Consider the following 15,103-nt stretch of genomic DNA (forward strand, 5'->3'; position numbering starts at 1 on the left):
ATGGAAATTTCAGTCTACGGAGTTATCGAGCACTGCTGCTCCGCCCAGCATCGTGACGCCGACAGTACCGTCGAACGTCGAGATGCCCTGGGTCAGCCGCCCCTAACCTGGGCAGTGACGAAACGGACATCACACATACAGTGTGGCCTATGAGCAACGTGGTCGATGCCATCCTGCGCCGAGTTCACGAACTGTGTCGCGACGATACGTCCGGGCAGGTGGCGGACTACATTCCCGAGCTCGCTGCCGTCACGCCGGACGGGTTCGGTATCGCGCTGACGACCACGGACGGTTACGTCTACGAGGTCGGCGACACTCGACTCCCTTTCACGATCCAATCGATCTCCAAGCCGTTCACCTACGCGTTGGCGTTGGCCGACCGGGGCCTGGACGTCGTGGCGAGCAAGATCGACGTCGAGCCGTCCGGTGAACCGTTCAACGAGATCAGTCTCGACCCCGTCACCGAGCGACCACGCAACCCGATGATCAACGCCGGTGCCATCACGTCGGCGTCGCTGATCGTCGGGCGAAGTGCCGAGGATCGATTCGAGCGCATTCGAGCCTCGTACTCGCGGTATGCGGGACGGTCTCTGACGTTCAACGACGCCGTCTACCGGTCGGAGGCCCGCACCGGCAATCGCAACCGCGCAATCGGGTACATGCTCCGTTCGTTCGACATCATCGACCACGATCCCGACGCCGCTGTCGATCTGTACTTCCGCCAATGCTCGATCGACGTCACCGCCGCGGACCTCGCCATGATGGCGGCAACGATGGCCAACAACGGCGTCAATCCGCGTACGCGTGAACGCGCACTGGCACCTGCCCTGGTCGAACGAGTGCTGTCGGTCATGACCACATGTGGGATGTACGACGGCGCAGGCGACTGGGTCGCGAGGGTAGGCCTGCCGGCCAAGAGTGGGGTGGGAGGCGGGATCCTGGCGGTACTCCCGGGACAGATGGGCATAGCCGTCTACTCTCCGCGGCTCGACTCGCACGGGAACAGCGTGCGCGGAGTCGCCGCCTGCCGAGAACTCTCGACACGGCTCGAACTGCACTTTCTGCACGTCACCCGAGCGGCGAAATCCTCGATACGGCGCCGATACGTGGTCACCGAGGCACCCTCACGCAAACGGCGATCGGAGGTGGAACAGGCCACCTTGGCTGCCGTGGGCGATCGCGCCCGCGTCTACGAACTGCACGGGGATCTACTGTTCTCCGGTGCCGAGACTGCCGTCCGTGAGATCGGCGACCTCGATCGGGAACTCGATGCCCTCGTCATCGATGTGCGGGGCGTCGACGAGGTCAGTGACATCGCCCGGGCGATGTTCGAGGATCTACGTCAGGATCTCGCAGAGCACGGCTGTGTGGTGGGTCTGGTGGATCCCAGGGCGATCATGGGTCACACGACGTCGAGTCTCGACCCGGCGGACCCCGCGGGCCGAACCTACTCGAGCCTGGGTGCGGCCATCCAGTGGGCCGAGAATCTATTGCTCGATCGTCATTGCGCGGGTGTGCGACAACCGACCGTGGTCACCACGGCCGAGCATCCGTTGCTGGCCGGGCTGTCCGCCGCGCAGTTCGACGCGGTGACTCCGTATCTGGAGAAGCGGCACTACGCGCGCGGAGATGTGATCGTTCGCCAGGGAGATGCGGCTGCGGGCCTGTTCCTGATGCTGCGTGGTGAGGTGACGTCCACGGCCGTCGCCGCCGACGGTGGCAAGCACCGCATCACCACACTCTCCCCCGGGATGAGCTTCGGTGAGATGCCTCTGCTGATGTCGGTACCGTTCCTGCTCGACATGGTCGCCGACACACCGGTCGATCTCGTGGTGGTGTCGGCGGCGCACTTCCGGGCTCTCACACGCGACGCACCGGAGGTCAAGTTGGCGCTGCTGGAAAATCTCGCCACCGGAGCCTACGGCCAGATGGCAGCGGTGATCAGAACGCTCGGGCGGTTCGACATCGGCCTCTGACCGAACGTCGAACCGCCCGAGGCGACTGTGCGTGTGCCGTGCTCAGGCACCCAGCGTCAGCATCGTGAGCACCTCGGTGGGCTGCGCAGACCCGCCCGCGGGTTCGAGCGAGAACGCGAAGTTCGTCGACGACCCGAGACCGTCGACCACCGTGCCGTCCTCGGAGGTGAGCTGATCCTCGGTCACCACGCCGGCAGAGCGAGGTGAACCGTCCACGAACCACATTTGGTAGACGCGGCCGGGTGGTGGCTGCGGGACTCCGTCGAGATCGACGACGACCGCGTTCTGGGACAGCGAGTACGCCACGGTCGCCGAGCCGCCACCGGGGAACTCCGCCGTCACCTGTCGTGAATCGGGCGCGGCCACGATCTGATCCGCCTGAGTCGACTGCGCATCGTTGCCCATGGTCTGGCTGACCACCACTACGCCGCCGACGGCGACGACCACCGCGGCCGCAGCCGAGACCATCGAGTACCGCCAGGCCTTCGAGCGTTCCCGCCGATGCCGGTGCAGTGGCGTGACGTTCGGTGGCAGCTTGTGGACCGTGGGCTCCTGATCGCTGACGGCGACCTGATCGAGCACCCGTTGCCGGAGGCGCTCGGGTGCAGGAGCGGCGTCGGCCGCCGCTGCCAAGGCCAGCGTCTCGTGGATCTCGCCCACGAGGACGTCGAACTGGGCGCGTGCGGTCTCGTCGACGCGCAGCCGTTCGGTCTCGATGTCGCGTCGTTCGGCTTCGGTGGTCGCGTGCAGGGCATAGACCACCGCGTCGTCGAGCAGTCGTTGTCGTGACGATTCGTTCATTGCGGGATCACCCCCAGGCATGTCTTCAATTTGATCAATCCGTCTCGTATGCGCGACTTGATGGTAGGAACCGCGACCCCGAGCCGCTCCGCAACTTCGCGATAGGTGTAACCGCTGTAATAAGCCATTCGGACCGACTCGCTCTGCGTATCGGTCAAAGTATCGAGACAGGCAACCACGGCCTCGGATTCGAGCCGCTGCGTCACCGTCTCGAGTACCTCGTCGTGCTCCGGTGTGTGACTGACTGCGCCGTACGCGGCCTCACGGTCGGTACCCGACTGCTCGCTCCGAACGCGATCGACGGCGCGACGGTGCGCCAGCGTCATGATCCAGGCCAGTGGACTGCCCTGGTTCGGGTCGTAGTTCGGTGCCGCACGCCAGATCTGAAGGAAGACCTCCTGTGCGGTCTCCTCGCTGTACCCCGGGTCGCGAAGCACCCGCAGCACCATGCCGTACACCCGCGACGACGTCGCGTCGTACAACTCGGCGAACGCCGCCCGATCGCCCTGTGCGACCGACGCCATCAACCGACGGAGACGATCCGTTTCGTCGGCACGCAGGTTCTTGAGCTGTGGACTGGGAACAGCGCACACCGCATCCTCTGCCGCGTAGTTCTCCGAGGCATCGGACGTCGGCCGGTCACGGCCGGTATCCGACGATCCGGACGCATCCGACAACGGCGCGCTCATCGGAAGGTCGTCCCAACAGACGGGTTCATGATCGAGTTCATCGATCACGACACTAGTGGTCATATCGCTCTCATATCGAAACCTCCGCGTTTTCCCGCCGCAGTACATATTCGGAACAAACCGACCGGAGGATGGTTCGGAACCGAAATTCGTTTGCGGAGTTGTGGACCGCGTTTCATCCTTGGTGGAGAATCGGACAATCGCGGGGAATCGGGCGACCGGCCCACCGGAGGGAACGAGAGACATGGCGGCGATCGAGACACACGGTCTGATCAAACGTTTCGGCACGAACATCGCTGTCGACGGAGTCGACCTGTCCATCCCGTCCGGTGGTGTCTACGGCGTGCTCGGGCCCAACGGCGCGGGGAAGACGACGACCATCCGGATGCTGGCCACCCTGCTTCCGATCGACGGAGGCAGTGCCCGGGTCCTGGGTCACGACGTCGCGAACGAACCCGAGGCCGTACGGCAGAAGGTAGCTCTGACAGGACAATTCGCTTCTCTGGACGAGGATCTCACCGGTACGGAGAATCTGGTGCTGCTCGCTCGACTGCTCGGCTACTCACGGCCTGCCGCCCGATCACGAGCCGAGCAGTTGCTGACGGCGTTCGACATCGCCGATGCCGGACCGCGGCAGGTCAAGACCTACTCCGGCGGAATGCGCCGTCGCATCGACATCGCCGCCAGCATCATCGTCACTCCCGAACTGATCTTCCTCGACGAGCCCACCACGGGACTCGACCCCCGCAGCCGAAATCACGTGTGGGAGATCGTCCGTGCGTTGGTCGCGGGCGGAACGACGGTGTTACTGACGACACAGTATCTGGACGAGGCCGATCAACTGGCCGGGCGTGTCGCAGTCATCGATCGAGGCAAGGTCATCGCCGAAGGTACGACGGGCGAGCTGAAGGCATCGGTGGGATCGAATTCACTGCACCTGCGAGTTCTCGAAACGTCCCAGCGAACGGCCGCTGCACGGATCCTGCGAGATCTGCTCGGCGACAACGTCACCGAGGACCCGGATCCGTTCACCGTGACCGCACGTTTGGACAATCCGGCACAGGCCGCGCCCGTGCTGCCTGCACTCGAGACCGCAGGCATCCCCATCGCGTCGTTCACGCTGGGGCAACCGAGCTTGGACGAGGTGTTTCTCGCCCTCACCGGCCATGACGCCGGCACCACAGTCGAATCCGACCGGGAGGTTGCGTCATGACGACCGAAGCCCAGCAGTCGACGCCACAGGCGTCGACCATCATCGACGTGCTCGGTGCCGCCGGGCCTCGTCCGCCGCGTCCGTCGTCGTTGTCGACGTCGTTGAGCTTCGGGTGGCGTGCGCTGCTCAAGATCAAGCACGTACCCGAGCAATTGTTCGACGTGACGGCCTTTCCCATCATGTTCACGTTGCTCTTCACCTACCTGTTCGGTGGCGCACTGGCCGGGTCGACCGAGGCGTACATCCAGTTCCTGCTCCCCGGCATCCTCGTGCAGACCGTGGTGATGATCACGATGTACACCGGCGTGACCATGAACAAGGACATCGAGAAGGGCGTGTTCGATCGATTCCGTTCGCTGCCCATCTGGCGTCCGTCGCCCCTGGTCGGTGCGCTGCTCGGTGACGTCGTTCGCTACACACTGGCCTCGGTGATCGTGCTGATCCTCGGGTTGGTCCTCGGCTTCAGGCCGCAAGGTGGTGTCTTCGGCGTCGTGGCGTCCATCGCTCTGCTGCTGGTGTTCTCGTTCTGCCTGTCCTGGATCTGGACCATGATCGCGATGATCGTGCGCACCGAGGCCGCGGTCATGGGCGTGTCGATGTTCATCCTGTTTCCGCTCACCTTCGCGAGCAACATCTTCGTCGACCCCAGCACGATGCCCGGTTGGCTGCGCGCGTTCGTCGACGTCAACCCGGTCAGCTTCCTCGTCACGTCACTGCGCGGACTGATGCAGGGCGATGTGGACACCGGTCGGCTGGGAGTGACGCTGATGCTGTGCGCGGTGTTGCTGGCAGTGTTCGGGCCCATCACGATGCGCTTGTACAACCGAAAGTCCTAGCGAACACGGTGCGCATCGCCTCGATCACGAGGCCGCGCGTGCTCGATGCCTGCGGACCGCGTCGCGATTGGAGCACACCGTTCCGCAGTAGCGTTGCCTGCCTGTCCTCGAGGTGTCGGCGAACGCGAGCGTGCAGTCGGCGGCGGCGCAGCGATCGAGGCGAGACATTCCGCGTCCGGTCAGATGCAACGCTGTGCCGACGCTGACCAAGGCCCTGATGACGCCGCCGAGTGCGATGTTGGGATCGCGATAGTGCATGTGCCAGCCGTCGTCGGCATGGTTGGTCAGCCGCGGGTACGCCGACGCCTGTGCCAACAGCGCATTGAGCTCGTCGGCCCGATCGTTCTCGGTGGTTGCGTCCACCACACGGGCCCAGTCACGCAGGAACTCGAGGGTGTCGAGAAGATCGGCGTCGGTTGCTGTCCAGTCCGGTACGAGGCCGGCGTCGACGCAGCGGTTGCCCAGTTCGGTCGCCGACGTGGGCGGTGAATTGAGCAGGTCGATACCGAGTTTCACCGCATATTCGCCGTAAGGGTTGATGTGCACAAGACCATTACATCACGATGGACGCATGCACACCGAACACACCACACACACCTGGACCACCCACTCCACTCACGACACGAGCGAGGGACTCGTCGGATATCAGGGGTGCACATGCGGCGCACAGCGCATCGTGACCGTTCCCTCGCACACCTTCGCCCCGGTCGCCGAAGTTGCGTACCGGGCCTGATCGGTCGCCGCCCTCACCGACGAACGAAGCGGCCGATGCATTCGACGTGGCTGGTCGAAGGAAAGGCGTCGAATGCGCGCATGTCGATCAATTCGTATCCCGCAGCTCGATACAAGCTCACATCCCGTGCGAACGAGGCCGGATCACATCCGATGTGCACCACCGAACGCGGAGACCTGACGGCGAGGGCGTCGATCACGTCCCGTCCGGCACCCGCCCGAGGTGGATCGAGCACCGCAACCGCCGCCGGCTCGGTCAACGTCTCGAACGACCGCTCGACCCGACCCGGCACGAACGAGACCTGCGGTAGATCCTGCAGCGCCGAACGGCCGTCCTCGGCGGCGCGACGGGAGAATTCGACGCTTGTGACTCGGCCGCTCGGACCCACCCGATCGGCCAGCGCGGCGGCGAACACACCGACACCGCCGTACAGATCCCACGCACCGTCACCGGCTGTGGCGTCCGCCCAGTCCCCCACAACGTCGGTGTACACCTGAGGCGCGCCGCTGTGGGCCTGCCAGAATCCGGTGGCGTCGAGGGTCCACGCCCTGTTCGAGACGTGTTCGGTGACCCGACCCGATCCGATCACGGCCTTCTCCGGCCGGGACCGCGACGACGCAGCCCGACGCGCGGCCGCGCCACGACGCCCCGGCGATCGGCGTCCGGTGGGCGAGAGCTGCGCAGGCGCGATCTCCACCACGTGCCGCTCACCTTCCCCGTCGAGCACCACCTGCAGCTCGGCACCCGGCCGCCATTGCTGATCCGCCAGACCCTCGAAGGCCGCGGAATCCATTTGCGGACACGTGAGTTCGGTGACGATCGAACTACTGCGATAGCGGTGATAGCCGGGCCGTCCGCCGGAATCCACGGCGAGTCGCACACGGGTTCGCCACCCGGTGCCGTCGCCGGACCCCGGTAGTTCCTCCACCTGCACCTCACGCTCGATTCCGGCGACGCGGCGAAGTTGTTCGGCGACGACGAAGGACTTCAGTCGCCGTCCGGCATCGGCACTCGCGTGGGAGTAATCGCAACAGCCCGAGCCGCCGGGTCCGGAGATGGGACAGCGCGCGTCCACCCGGTCCGGAGAGGCAGACAGAATCTCCACGGCATCGGCGCGACAGAACGATCCGCCCCGGTCCTCGGTCACCTTGGCCAGGACCCGTTCACCGGGCAATCCGTGACGCACGAACATCACCCGGCCGTCGTGGCGGGCCACACAGAACCCGCCGTGCCCTGGCGCGCCCAATTCGACCTCGAGCAGCAGCCCGAACCAACTCTCGCTCACTTGCCGGCCGGAGGCTCGTAGCCGCGACGCGACGCACCGGGCGCATTGCCGAGCACCTCACGCTTGGCCTTCTCGGACGACCGAAGCTGCCACGGCACGCTGGTGACCATCACGCCCGGCTGGAACAGCAGTCGGGATTTGAGTCGCAGCGCGCTCTGATTGTGCAGAACCTGCTCCCACCAGTGACCGACCACGTACTCGGGGATGAAGACCGTGACGACGTCCCGAGGCGAATCGCGGCGAACTCGCTTGACGTAATCGAGAACCGGTTTGGTGACCTCTCGGTACGGCGACTCGACGACCTTGAGCGGCACCGTGACGTCACTCGCCTCCCACTCCCTGACCAGCGCGCGCGTGTCGGCTTCGTCGACGTTGACGGTCACCGCCTCGAGCGTGTCGGGCCTGGTCGCCCTGGCGTACGCCAACGCGCGCAGGGTCGGCATGTGCAGCTTCGAGACCAACACGATCGAGTGCGTCCGGCTGGGCAGCACTCCGTCCCATTCCTCGTTCTCGAGTTCGCGGGCCACGGTGTCGTAGTGCTTTCTGATCATGCGCATCAGGACGAAGATCGCCACCATCGCCACGATCGCGATCCACGCACCGGCGGCGAACTTGGTGATCAACACGATGACCAGCACCGTTCCGGTCATGCCGAGACCGACCCCGTTGACCACCCGCGAGCGCTGCATGCGCCGGCGTTGCTCGGGATCGGTCTCGGTGGCCAACAGCCGCGTCCAGTGCCGAACCATGCCGGTCTGACTGAGGGTGAACGAGACGAACACACCGACGATGTAGAGCTGAATGAGTTTGGTGACCTCGGCGCCGAACACGACGACGAAGGCGATCGCGGCACCGGACAGGAAGAGGATGCCGTTGCTGAAGGCCAAGCGGTCACCGCGAGTGTGCAGCTGGCGCGGCAGATACCGATCCTGTGCCAGCACCGAACCGAGCACCGGGAAACCGTTGAACGCAGTGTTGGCCGCAAGAACGAGGATGAGGGCCGTGACGGTGGTGATGAAGAAGAACCCGATGGGGAATCCGCTGAAGACCGCCTCCGCCAACTGCGCGATGAGCGTCTTCTGTTGGTAGCCCTCCGGCGCTCCGACGAGTTGGTATTCGGGATCCATCGCGTATTTGATGCCGATCTTCTGCGCGAGCAGGATGATGCCCATCAGCAGTGTGATCCCGATGACTCCGAGCAGCAGCAGCGTCGTCGCGGCGTTGCGCGACTTCGGCTTCTCGAATGCCGGTACCCCGTTGCTGATCGCCTCCACCCCGGTCAGTGCCGCACAACCGGACGAGAACGCTCGCGCAATGAGGAAGGCGAACGCGATGCCGTACAGGTGGGAATCCTCGGCCCGCAGATCGAAGGCCGCCGACTCGGCATGGATGTCGTCGCCGAGAACGTAGACCCGGAACAGGCCCCACCCCAGCATCAGGACCATGCCACCCATGAAGGCGTACGTCGGGATGGCGAACGCAGTTCCGGACTCCCGGATGCCGCGGAGATTGACGGAGGTGACCAGGACGATTGCCACGACAGCGAACAGCACCTTGTGCTGGGCCACGAACGGCACCGCTGACCCGATGTTCGACGCGGCCGCCGAAATGGACACGGCCACGGTCAACACGTAGTCGACCAACAGTGCGCTGCCGACCGTCAATCCGGCTGCGGGGCCCAGGTTGGTGGTCGCGACCTCGTAGTCACCACCGCCGGAGGGATAGGCATGCACGTTCTGTCGGTAGCTGGCCACGACGACGGCCATCACCACGCAGACGGCGAGACCGATCCAAGGGGTGAACGCGACTGCCGAGATGCCCGCGACCGACAGCACCAGAAAGATCTCCTCGGGTGCATACGCAACCGACGACATGGCGTCCGAGGCGAACACCGGCAACGCGATCCGCTTGGGAAGCAACGTATGACCGAGCTTGTCGCTGCGGAACGGCTTACCGAGCACTAGCCGCTTGGCGGCAGTCGAGACCTTGGACACGCACAGAAGCGTAGGCCGTCCTCCCACGGGCGTCTCAACCACGCGCCCGAAACTGCGTCGGAGCGCACCCTCGATCCGTACGGTGGCCGATCCCCCGATACGTTGGTGCACGCCTGCCGGTCATGGCAGTGTCGGTCGGCAGTGGTCGACCATCGAGATCGGGACGGAGCTGGGCGTTGTACGTAGTTGTGATGGGATGTGGCCGCGTCGGCGCATCGCTGGCCGGGGCGCTCGAACGCATCGGACACGAGGTAGCGATCATCGACCGCGACGAAACAGCCTTTCTGCGTCTGGAACCCGACTTCGCCGGACATCGCGTCGTCGGCATGGGGTTCGACCGAGATGTGTTGGTGAGCGCGGGAATCGAGAAAGCCGAGGCCTTCGCGGCCGTGTCTTCCGGCGACAACTCCAACATCATCTCCGCCCGCGTCGCACGAGAGACGTTCGGCGTCGACAAAGTGGTCGCGAGGATCTACGACGCCAAGCGCGCCGCCGTCTACGAACGCCTCGGCATCCCGACCGTCGCCACCGTCCCCTGGGCCACCGATCGTTTTCTGCACAACCTGCTGCGCGACGACCCCACCACCAAGTGGCGCGATCCGTCGGGCAGCGTCGCCGTCGTCCTGCTCGACTTCCACGACGCCTGGATAGGCAAGAAGCTCTCGGTACTCGAGGAAGCCACCAACTCGCGGGCCGCGTTCGTCATCCGGTTCGGCAGCGGACTGCTACCGGACAAGCGAACCGTGATCCAAGCCGGTGACGAGGTGTACGTCGCCGCGGTCTCGGGAACCGTCGCCGAAGCGATTGCACTGGCGGGCAACCCGCCGCCGTCGGACGACTGATGCACGCGCGCACATTCCCCACCTCCCCCATCGACCCGAACGGGAAGCCATGAAAGTCGCTATCGCCGGAGCCGGCGCAGTCGGCCGATCCATCGCACGCGAATTGATCCGCAGCGAACACGATGTGATGCTCCTCGAACGCAAACTCGACCACGTCGATCAGGCCGCCATCCCGGAAGCGGAATGGGTGCTGGCCGACGCGTGCGAGTTGAGTCTGCTCGAAGCCGCCCACCTAGAGAATTACGACGTGGTGATCGCTGCCACCGGTGACGACAAGGCGAACCTGGTGCTCAGCCTGCTGGCCAAGACCGAGTTCGGCGTCAATCGCGTGGTGGCCAGGGTCAACGATCCACGCAACGAATGGCTGTTCGATGCCGCCTGGGGCGTCGACGTCGCGGTGTCGACGCCGCGAATGCTCGCATCCCTGGTCGAAGAAGCCGTGTCGGTAGGCGACCTCGTTCACCTGATGACGTTCCGCAAGGGTCAGGCGAACCTCGTCGAGATCACGCTGCCGGAGAACACTCCCCTGGCAGGAAAGCCGGTCCGCAAGCTCCAATTGCCCAGGGACGCAGCGTTGGTGACGATTCTGCGCGGCGGTCGAGTGATCGTTCCACAGCACGACGATCCGCTCGAAGGCGGCGACGAGCTGCTGTTCGTCGCGGCCAAAGAGGTGGAGAACGAACTACGCTCCGCTGTCGGCCTGATCTGACGACAGCCGATCCCGACTGCGGTCCGCGCTCGACGCAGCGTCGAGCGCGCGATCGGCAGCACGCACGGCCCAGAGCGTGACCAACAGCGCCACCCCTGTCAGCGGCCAGCCCATGCCGATGCGGGCAACGGCGAGCCAGCCCGTCTGGTCGGAGTCGTAGAGCTGCGACTGAACGATGTATCGAGCGCCGAACACCGATGCCCAGGCGATGGTGGCCACGTCGTAGTAGCGCACAGCCGACCGGTGGCCACGCCACGACGTTCCCTTGCCGTTGAGGTATCCCCAGATGATGCCGACCAACGGCCAGCGCGCGAGCACCGACAACACGAAAGCCGCACCGTAGGCGAGCGAAGTGTAGATGCCGAACAGGAAGTAGCCCTTGGCATCTCCCGTCCGGTATGCGATGAACGCGCAGATCCCGACTCCGAAGAATCCCGAGATGGCGGGTTGAATGGGGCTGCGACGAACCAACCGCCACACCAACACCGCGGCGGCAACTCCCAGAGCGGACCAGAGGGCGACCGACAGGTTGACGTAGCTGTTCACAGGAACGAAGACGACGACGGGCAAGGTGGAGTAGACGAGCCCGCTCAGACCGCCGAGCTGTTCGAGGACGGTGGGAGCCACCTTCTCGACGCGGTCCGTGGTCGACGCGTCGGTTGTGAGTTCCGGCGTGTTCGATGTCGGCGTGGGCGGCACGGAATCGTCACTGTTGGTCACGACAACGAGAGTGCCATACCGGCGACGATCAGCTGTCGTCGCGCAGTTCGTAATAGGGGTTGTAGACGATCTTGCGTCCGTCGCGTTCGCCGACACGTCCGCGCACGAGCAGAGTCTTGCCGGGTTCGATACCGGCGATCTTGCGGCGCCCGATCCAGAGCAGCGTCACCGTGTCGGTGCCGTCGAAGAACTCGGCTTCGATGTTCGCATTGGCCGCCTTCGAACAGGCTTCGACGCTGCGCAACCGACCGAGCATGGTCACTTCCTCGCCTCGCAAGCAGTCGCACGCTCGCCGAGCCCCGGAGGCTTCGGAGGTTTCGGCCATCTCCTCGGCATCGAGTTGATCGATGTCCTCTGTCAACTTCCGCGTCAGGCGGCGAAAGTATCCTGCGGCAGCGGGTGCCATTGTGCGCTCCAGCGGTGGGGGTCGTTCCCTCGTCAGGGTGGGTACTTCGCCACTGTAGACCCCAAGTGTCACGCTGACCAACCGCCGCTACGGAGGTGTCGGAAGGCGTGCACAATCGTGTCGTGCACAGCCGATTCGACACCCGCACTGCGATCGTTCTACCGGGAACGGGGTCCGATGCCCGGTTCGCCGCCGACGCGTTCTCGGCCGCATTCGAGAGTGTGGGATTGACCACCATCGCGGTCGAACCCGACCCGGCCGCGGTGGTCGAGAGCTACCTGACCGCCCTCGACGACGCCGCGCACCGACACGGACGCGTCGTGATCGCGGGGATATCCCTCGGGGCCGCGGTAGCGGTTCGCTGGGCCGCGACCAACGCATCGAACACTGCGGCTGTTGCACTCGCGCTCCCGGCGTGGACCGGAGACCCGGCCGGATCCCCCGCGGCCCTGAGCGCGGAATTCACCGCTCGATCCCTGCGTGAACAGGGGCTCGACGCCGTCACCGCGGCAATGGCAGCGTCGAGCCCGCCGTGGCTCGCGCGCACGCTGCGGAGGTCATGGGCTTCCCAGTGGCCCGCGCTTCCGGACGCGCTGGACGAGGCGGCTCGGCACCGCAGCCCCGAACTCCACGAGCTCGCTCGGCTGGAGCTGCCTGCCGTCGTCGTGGGAGCAGTGGACGACGCGGTCCATCCGATCGAGGTGGCTCGACAGTGGGCGCGGGCGCTACCGAACTGCGCGCTGCGCATCGTGACCCTGGACGACATCGGCAGCGACCCAGGATGCCTCGGCCGAGCGGCGGTCGACGGTCTCGACGGTCCGCAGGCTCAGCCGCCCAGCTGCTGAATCGCCGATCCCGACGCGCCCCGACGCGGCGCGCGGTCACGCTCGGCGGCGGTCGGCTGCGGCGTCGAACCCTGCTGCGGCACAACAGGTTCGGCGGTGGGTACCGCGGCCTGGGGCTGCGCGGCCTGTTGCGCAGCGTTCTGCTGAGCTGCCGCCTGCTGCTGCGCGGCTGCAGCAAGTTGCTCGGCCAGTACCTGCGGCAACACCACCGGCAACGGGGTCCGAACGGGATGCGGCTCGGTACCCCGATCCACCACGGTCTGCCGAAGGATCGTGTGCGCCAGCCGCACGAGCGGTTGGCCCTCTCCCACCGCACCCGACGGACCCGCCAGCACGCAGCGGACCATCCAGCGATAGCCGTCGACTCCGATGAAGCGCAGGTCGGCGTTGGCCGTGACACCGAGGAGTTCGCGTCCCCACGGACCCGTCTCGACTGTCGTCTCGGCCTTGTCGTTGCGCAGAGACGACGCCAGATCGGCAGCCACTTCGCGCCATTGACCGGGCGACTTGGGTGCCGCGTAGGCAGCGATGGTGATGCGCCCGAACTGCGTCACGATGTGCACTGCCTGCGGGCTACCGGCCTGCGACATCTCGACCTGGAGTTGACCGCCCTCCGGCAGCGGAATCAGCACCGAGCCGAGATCGAGTCGCGTCTTGGCGACGGTCTCGCGATCGTCGTCGAGGTCCTCGAGATCGTGGGGTCCGTCTGCGGTCGTGTCCGCGGCCTCGACATCGTCGTCTTCGTCTTCGACGCTGTCGACGAATGGCTCCGCACCGGGCGCGGAGGCACTGCCGGCGTCGTTCTTCTTACGCCGTCCGAACATGTTCAGCTCTCTTCTTCTCGGTTGCTTCCACTGTGCCTGCCACCGGTGAACGTCGTGGCGGAACTCACTGCTTCAGACTCGCATGGCCACCGGTCGAACCGTGACCACCGGCCCCTCGAACGGTGTCGTCCAACTCGTCCACCTCGACGAACGTCACCAACTCGACTCGCTGCACGATCAGTTGGGCGACGCGGTCGCCCCGCTCGAGTTCGATCGGAGTGTGCAGGTCGTGGTTGATCAGACAGACCTTGATCTCCCCGCGATAGCCGGCATCGATGGTGCCCGGGGTGTTGACCACCGACAGGCCCGACTTCGCCGCCAACCCCGATCGCGGATGCACCAGCCCGACGGTTCCCAACGGGAGAGCGATCGCGATTCCGGTCCCCACCAGGACGCGTTCGCCCGGTGCGATGGTCACCGGAGCCGTGATTCGCAGATCCACGCCCGCATCACCGTCGTGCGCACGCGTCGGCACCGGAAGCTCGGGATCGAGCCGGCGTACCAGGACCTCGGACACCGGATCGGAAGGCAGGCGCGGGATGGTGGGTCGATCGACGGATGGTTCGCTGCCGGACTCGGTGACTTCGTCGCTCACGTCGTACGAGACTACGCTGGCCGGCTTCCGTCTCGGTGTGGCGACTACCCTGGGACTCGTGACTGCAGATCGACAGGCCGAACACGCGTCGGAGTCCGGCGACTCCACTCCCCACACGGGTTCCTCAGCACCCGCGAACTCCGTGCTGTACTCGGAGCGACTCTGGGTGCCGATCTGGTGGTGGGCGGCGGGTGCGGCCGTGGCGGTCTTGCTGGCTGCGGAGATCCACATGGGGGCACCGGGCATCCGGGCCTGGCTGCCCTACGTCGTGTTGCTCCCGCTGATCGCCTGGGCGTTGTTCGCCTTCAGCAGGCTGCGCGTCGAGGTGGGCACCGGTGCGACCGGCACCGAGCTACGCGTCGGGTCTGCTCATCTGCCACTCGATGTGGCATCCAAGGCCGCGATCGTTCCCGCGACAGCAAAAAGTGCGGCGCTGGGAAGGCAACTCGATCCATTGGCCTTCGTGCAGCACCGCACCTGGGTGAAACAGATGGTGATCGTGGTCCTCGACGACCCGGACGATCCGACGCCCTACTGGCTCGTCAGTACCAAGCGCCCCGAAGAGCTGCTGGCAGTCCTGAACGCGCACGGCGTCGAAGCGCGCTGATCCATCCGTCGATCGACGGTCGGAACCG

At 65.6% G+C, this 15,103-nt stretch carries 17 protein-coding genes; 8 read left to right on the forward strand and 9 right to left on the reverse strand.

The window, feature by feature from the left end; genetic code table 11:
- Positions 1 to 149 precede the first annotated feature (149 nt).
- Positions 150 to 1,976, forward strand: coding sequence for a glutaminase A (gene glsA, locus QM615_RS01895; protein ID WP_149405886.1), 1,827 nt, complete (start codon positions 150 to 152; stop codon positions 1,974 to 1,976).
- Positions 1,977 to 2,018: 42 nt separating this feature from the next.
- Here the strand turns inward: glsA and QM615_RS01900 are convergent, their stop codons facing one another.
- Both QM615_RS01900 and QM615_RS01905 read right to left on the reverse strand, forming a co-directional pair.
- Positions 2,019 to 2,777, reverse strand: a complete 759-nt coding sequence (locus QM615_RS01900) for an anti-sigma factor (protein ID WP_149405887.1) — start codon at positions 2,775 to 2,777, stop codon at positions 2,019 to 2,021.
- Positions 2,774 to 3,529, reverse strand: a complete 756-nt coding sequence (locus tag QM615_RS01905; RefSeq protein WP_149405888.1) for a sigma-70 family RNA polymerase sigma factor — start codon at positions 3,527 to 3,529, stop codon at positions 2,774 to 2,776. Before QM615_RS01905 ends, QM615_RS01900 begins: the two co-directional genes overlap by 4 nt.
- Before the next feature lie 181 nt (positions 3,530 to 3,710).
- On the opposite strand from QM615_RS01905, the gene QM615_RS01910 reads away from it, so the two are divergent.
- Both QM615_RS01910 and QM615_RS01915 read left to right on the forward strand, forming a co-directional pair.
- A complete protein-coding gene (locus tag QM615_RS01910) occupies positions 3,711 to 4,679 on the forward strand; it encodes an ATP-binding cassette domain-containing protein (RefSeq protein WP_149405889.1) in 969 nt (322 codons plus the stop codon).
- Positions 4,676 to 5,515, forward strand: coding sequence for an ABC transporter permease (locus tag QM615_RS01915; protein WP_149405890.1), 840 nt, complete (start codon positions 4,676 to 4,678; stop codon positions 5,513 to 5,515). Before QM615_RS01910 ends, QM615_RS01915 begins: the two co-directional genes overlap by 4 nt.
- Positions 5,516 to 5,539: 24 nt before the next feature.
- Here the strand turns inward: QM615_RS01915 and QM615_RS01920 are convergent, their stop codons facing one another.
- Positions 5,540 to 6,061, reverse strand: a complete 522-nt coding sequence (locus QM615_RS01920; RefSeq protein ID WP_188078625.1) for a CGNR zinc finger domain-containing protein — start codon at positions 6,059 to 6,061, stop codon at positions 5,540 to 5,542.
- A gap of 25 nt (positions 6,062 to 6,086) precedes the next feature.
- On the opposite strand from QM615_RS01920, the gene QM615_RS01925 reads away from it, so the two are divergent.
- Positions 6,087 to 6,248 carry a hypothetical protein gene (locus QM615_RS01925; RefSeq protein ID WP_188078626.1) on the forward strand — a complete coding sequence of 54 codons (162 nt, stop codon included), beginning with the start codon at positions 6,087 to 6,089 and terminating at the stop codon, positions 6,246 to 6,248.
- A 13-nt stretch (positions 6,249 to 6,261) separates the two neighbouring features.
- Here QM615_RS01925 and QM615_RS01930 read toward each other — a convergent pair whose 3' ends face one another.
- Together QM615_RS01930 and QM615_RS01935 are read right to left on the reverse strand one after the other, a co-directional pair.
- Positions 6,262 to 7,533: a class I SAM-dependent RNA methyltransferase gene (locus QM615_RS01930; protein WP_149405891.1), complete on the reverse strand. Its 1,272-nt coding sequence runs from the start codon at positions 7,531 to 7,533 to the stop codon at positions 6,262 to 6,264.
- The gene (locus QM615_RS01935) at positions 7,530 to 9,527 is read right to left on the reverse strand and encodes an APC family permease (RefSeq protein WP_068050635.1); all 1,998 of its coding nucleotides are present in this window, start codon (positions 9,525 to 9,527) and stop codon (positions 7,530 to 7,532) included. The genes QM615_RS01930 and QM615_RS01935 overlap by 4 nt, the downstream gene beginning before the upstream one ends.
- Before the next feature lie 176 nt (positions 9,528 to 9,703).
- Here QM615_RS01935 and QM615_RS01940 point away from each other — a divergent pair, with 176 nt between their 5' ends.
- Together QM615_RS01940 and QM615_RS01945 are read left to right on the forward strand one after the other, a co-directional pair.
- Complete coding sequence (locus tag QM615_RS01940) at positions 9,704 to 10,369, forward strand: potassium channel family protein (protein ID WP_188078627.1); 666 nt, start codon at positions 9,704 to 9,706, stop codon at positions 10,367 to 10,369.
- Between the two features lie 49 nt (positions 10,370 to 10,418).
- Positions 10,419 to 11,078, forward strand: coding sequence for a potassium channel family protein (locus QM615_RS01945; RefSeq protein ID WP_068050636.1), 660 nt, complete (start codon positions 10,419 to 10,421; stop codon positions 11,076 to 11,078).
- On the opposite strand, the gene QM615_RS01950 is transcribed toward QM615_RS01945, so the two are convergent.
- Positions 11,052 to 11,705: a DUF3159 domain-containing protein gene (locus tag QM615_RS01950; protein WP_068050641.1), complete on the reverse strand. Its 654-nt coding sequence runs from the start codon at positions 11,703 to 11,705 to the stop codon at positions 11,052 to 11,054. The genes QM615_RS01945 and QM615_RS01950 overlap by 27 nt on opposite strands.
- A 121-nt stretch (positions 11,706 to 11,826) precedes the next feature.
- Positions 11,827 to 12,204, reverse strand: a complete 378-nt coding sequence (locus tag QM615_RS01955; protein WP_068050637.1) for an OB-fold nucleic acid binding domain-containing protein — start codon at positions 12,202 to 12,204, stop codon at positions 11,827 to 11,829.
- A gap of 122 nt (positions 12,205 to 12,326) precedes the next feature.
- Between QM615_RS01955 and QM615_RS01960 the strand changes: the two genes are divergently transcribed.
- Positions 12,327 to 13,049 carry an alpha/beta fold hydrolase gene (locus QM615_RS01960; RefSeq protein WP_262498340.1) on the forward strand — a complete coding sequence of 241 codons (723 nt, stop codon included), beginning with the start codon at positions 12,327 to 12,329 and terminating at the stop codon, positions 13,047 to 13,049.
- Here QM615_RS01960 and QM615_RS01965 read toward each other — a convergent pair.
- Positions 13,031 to 13,873: a DUF3710 domain-containing protein gene (locus QM615_RS01965; RefSeq protein WP_149405893.1), complete on the reverse strand. Its 843-nt coding sequence runs from the start codon at positions 13,871 to 13,873 to the stop codon at positions 13,031 to 13,033. The two genes, QM615_RS01960 and QM615_RS01965, sit on opposite strands and share 19 nt — an antisense overlap.
- A gap of 64 nt (positions 13,874 to 13,937) precedes the next feature.
- Complete coding sequence (dut, locus tag QM615_RS01970; protein ID WP_094642394.1) at positions 13,938 to 14,390, reverse strand: dUTP diphosphatase; 453 nt, start codon at positions 14,388 to 14,390, stop codon at positions 13,938 to 13,940.
- A 220-nt stretch (positions 14,391 to 14,610) separates the two neighbouring features.
- Here dut and QM615_RS01975 point away from each other — a divergent pair, with 220 nt between their 5' ends.
- Entirely contained in the window at positions 14,611 to 15,075 is a 465-nt protein-coding gene (locus QM615_RS01975; RefSeq protein WP_149406043.1) for a DUF3093 domain-containing protein, read from the forward strand.
- Positions 15,076 to 15,103: the final 28 nt, after the last annotated feature.

The organism is Rhodococcus sp. IEGM 1341, assembly GCF_030056895.1.
In the GTDB taxonomy this organism is placed as follows: domain Bacteria; phylum Actinomycetota; class Actinomycetes; order Mycobacteriales; family Mycobacteriaceae; genus Rhodococcoides.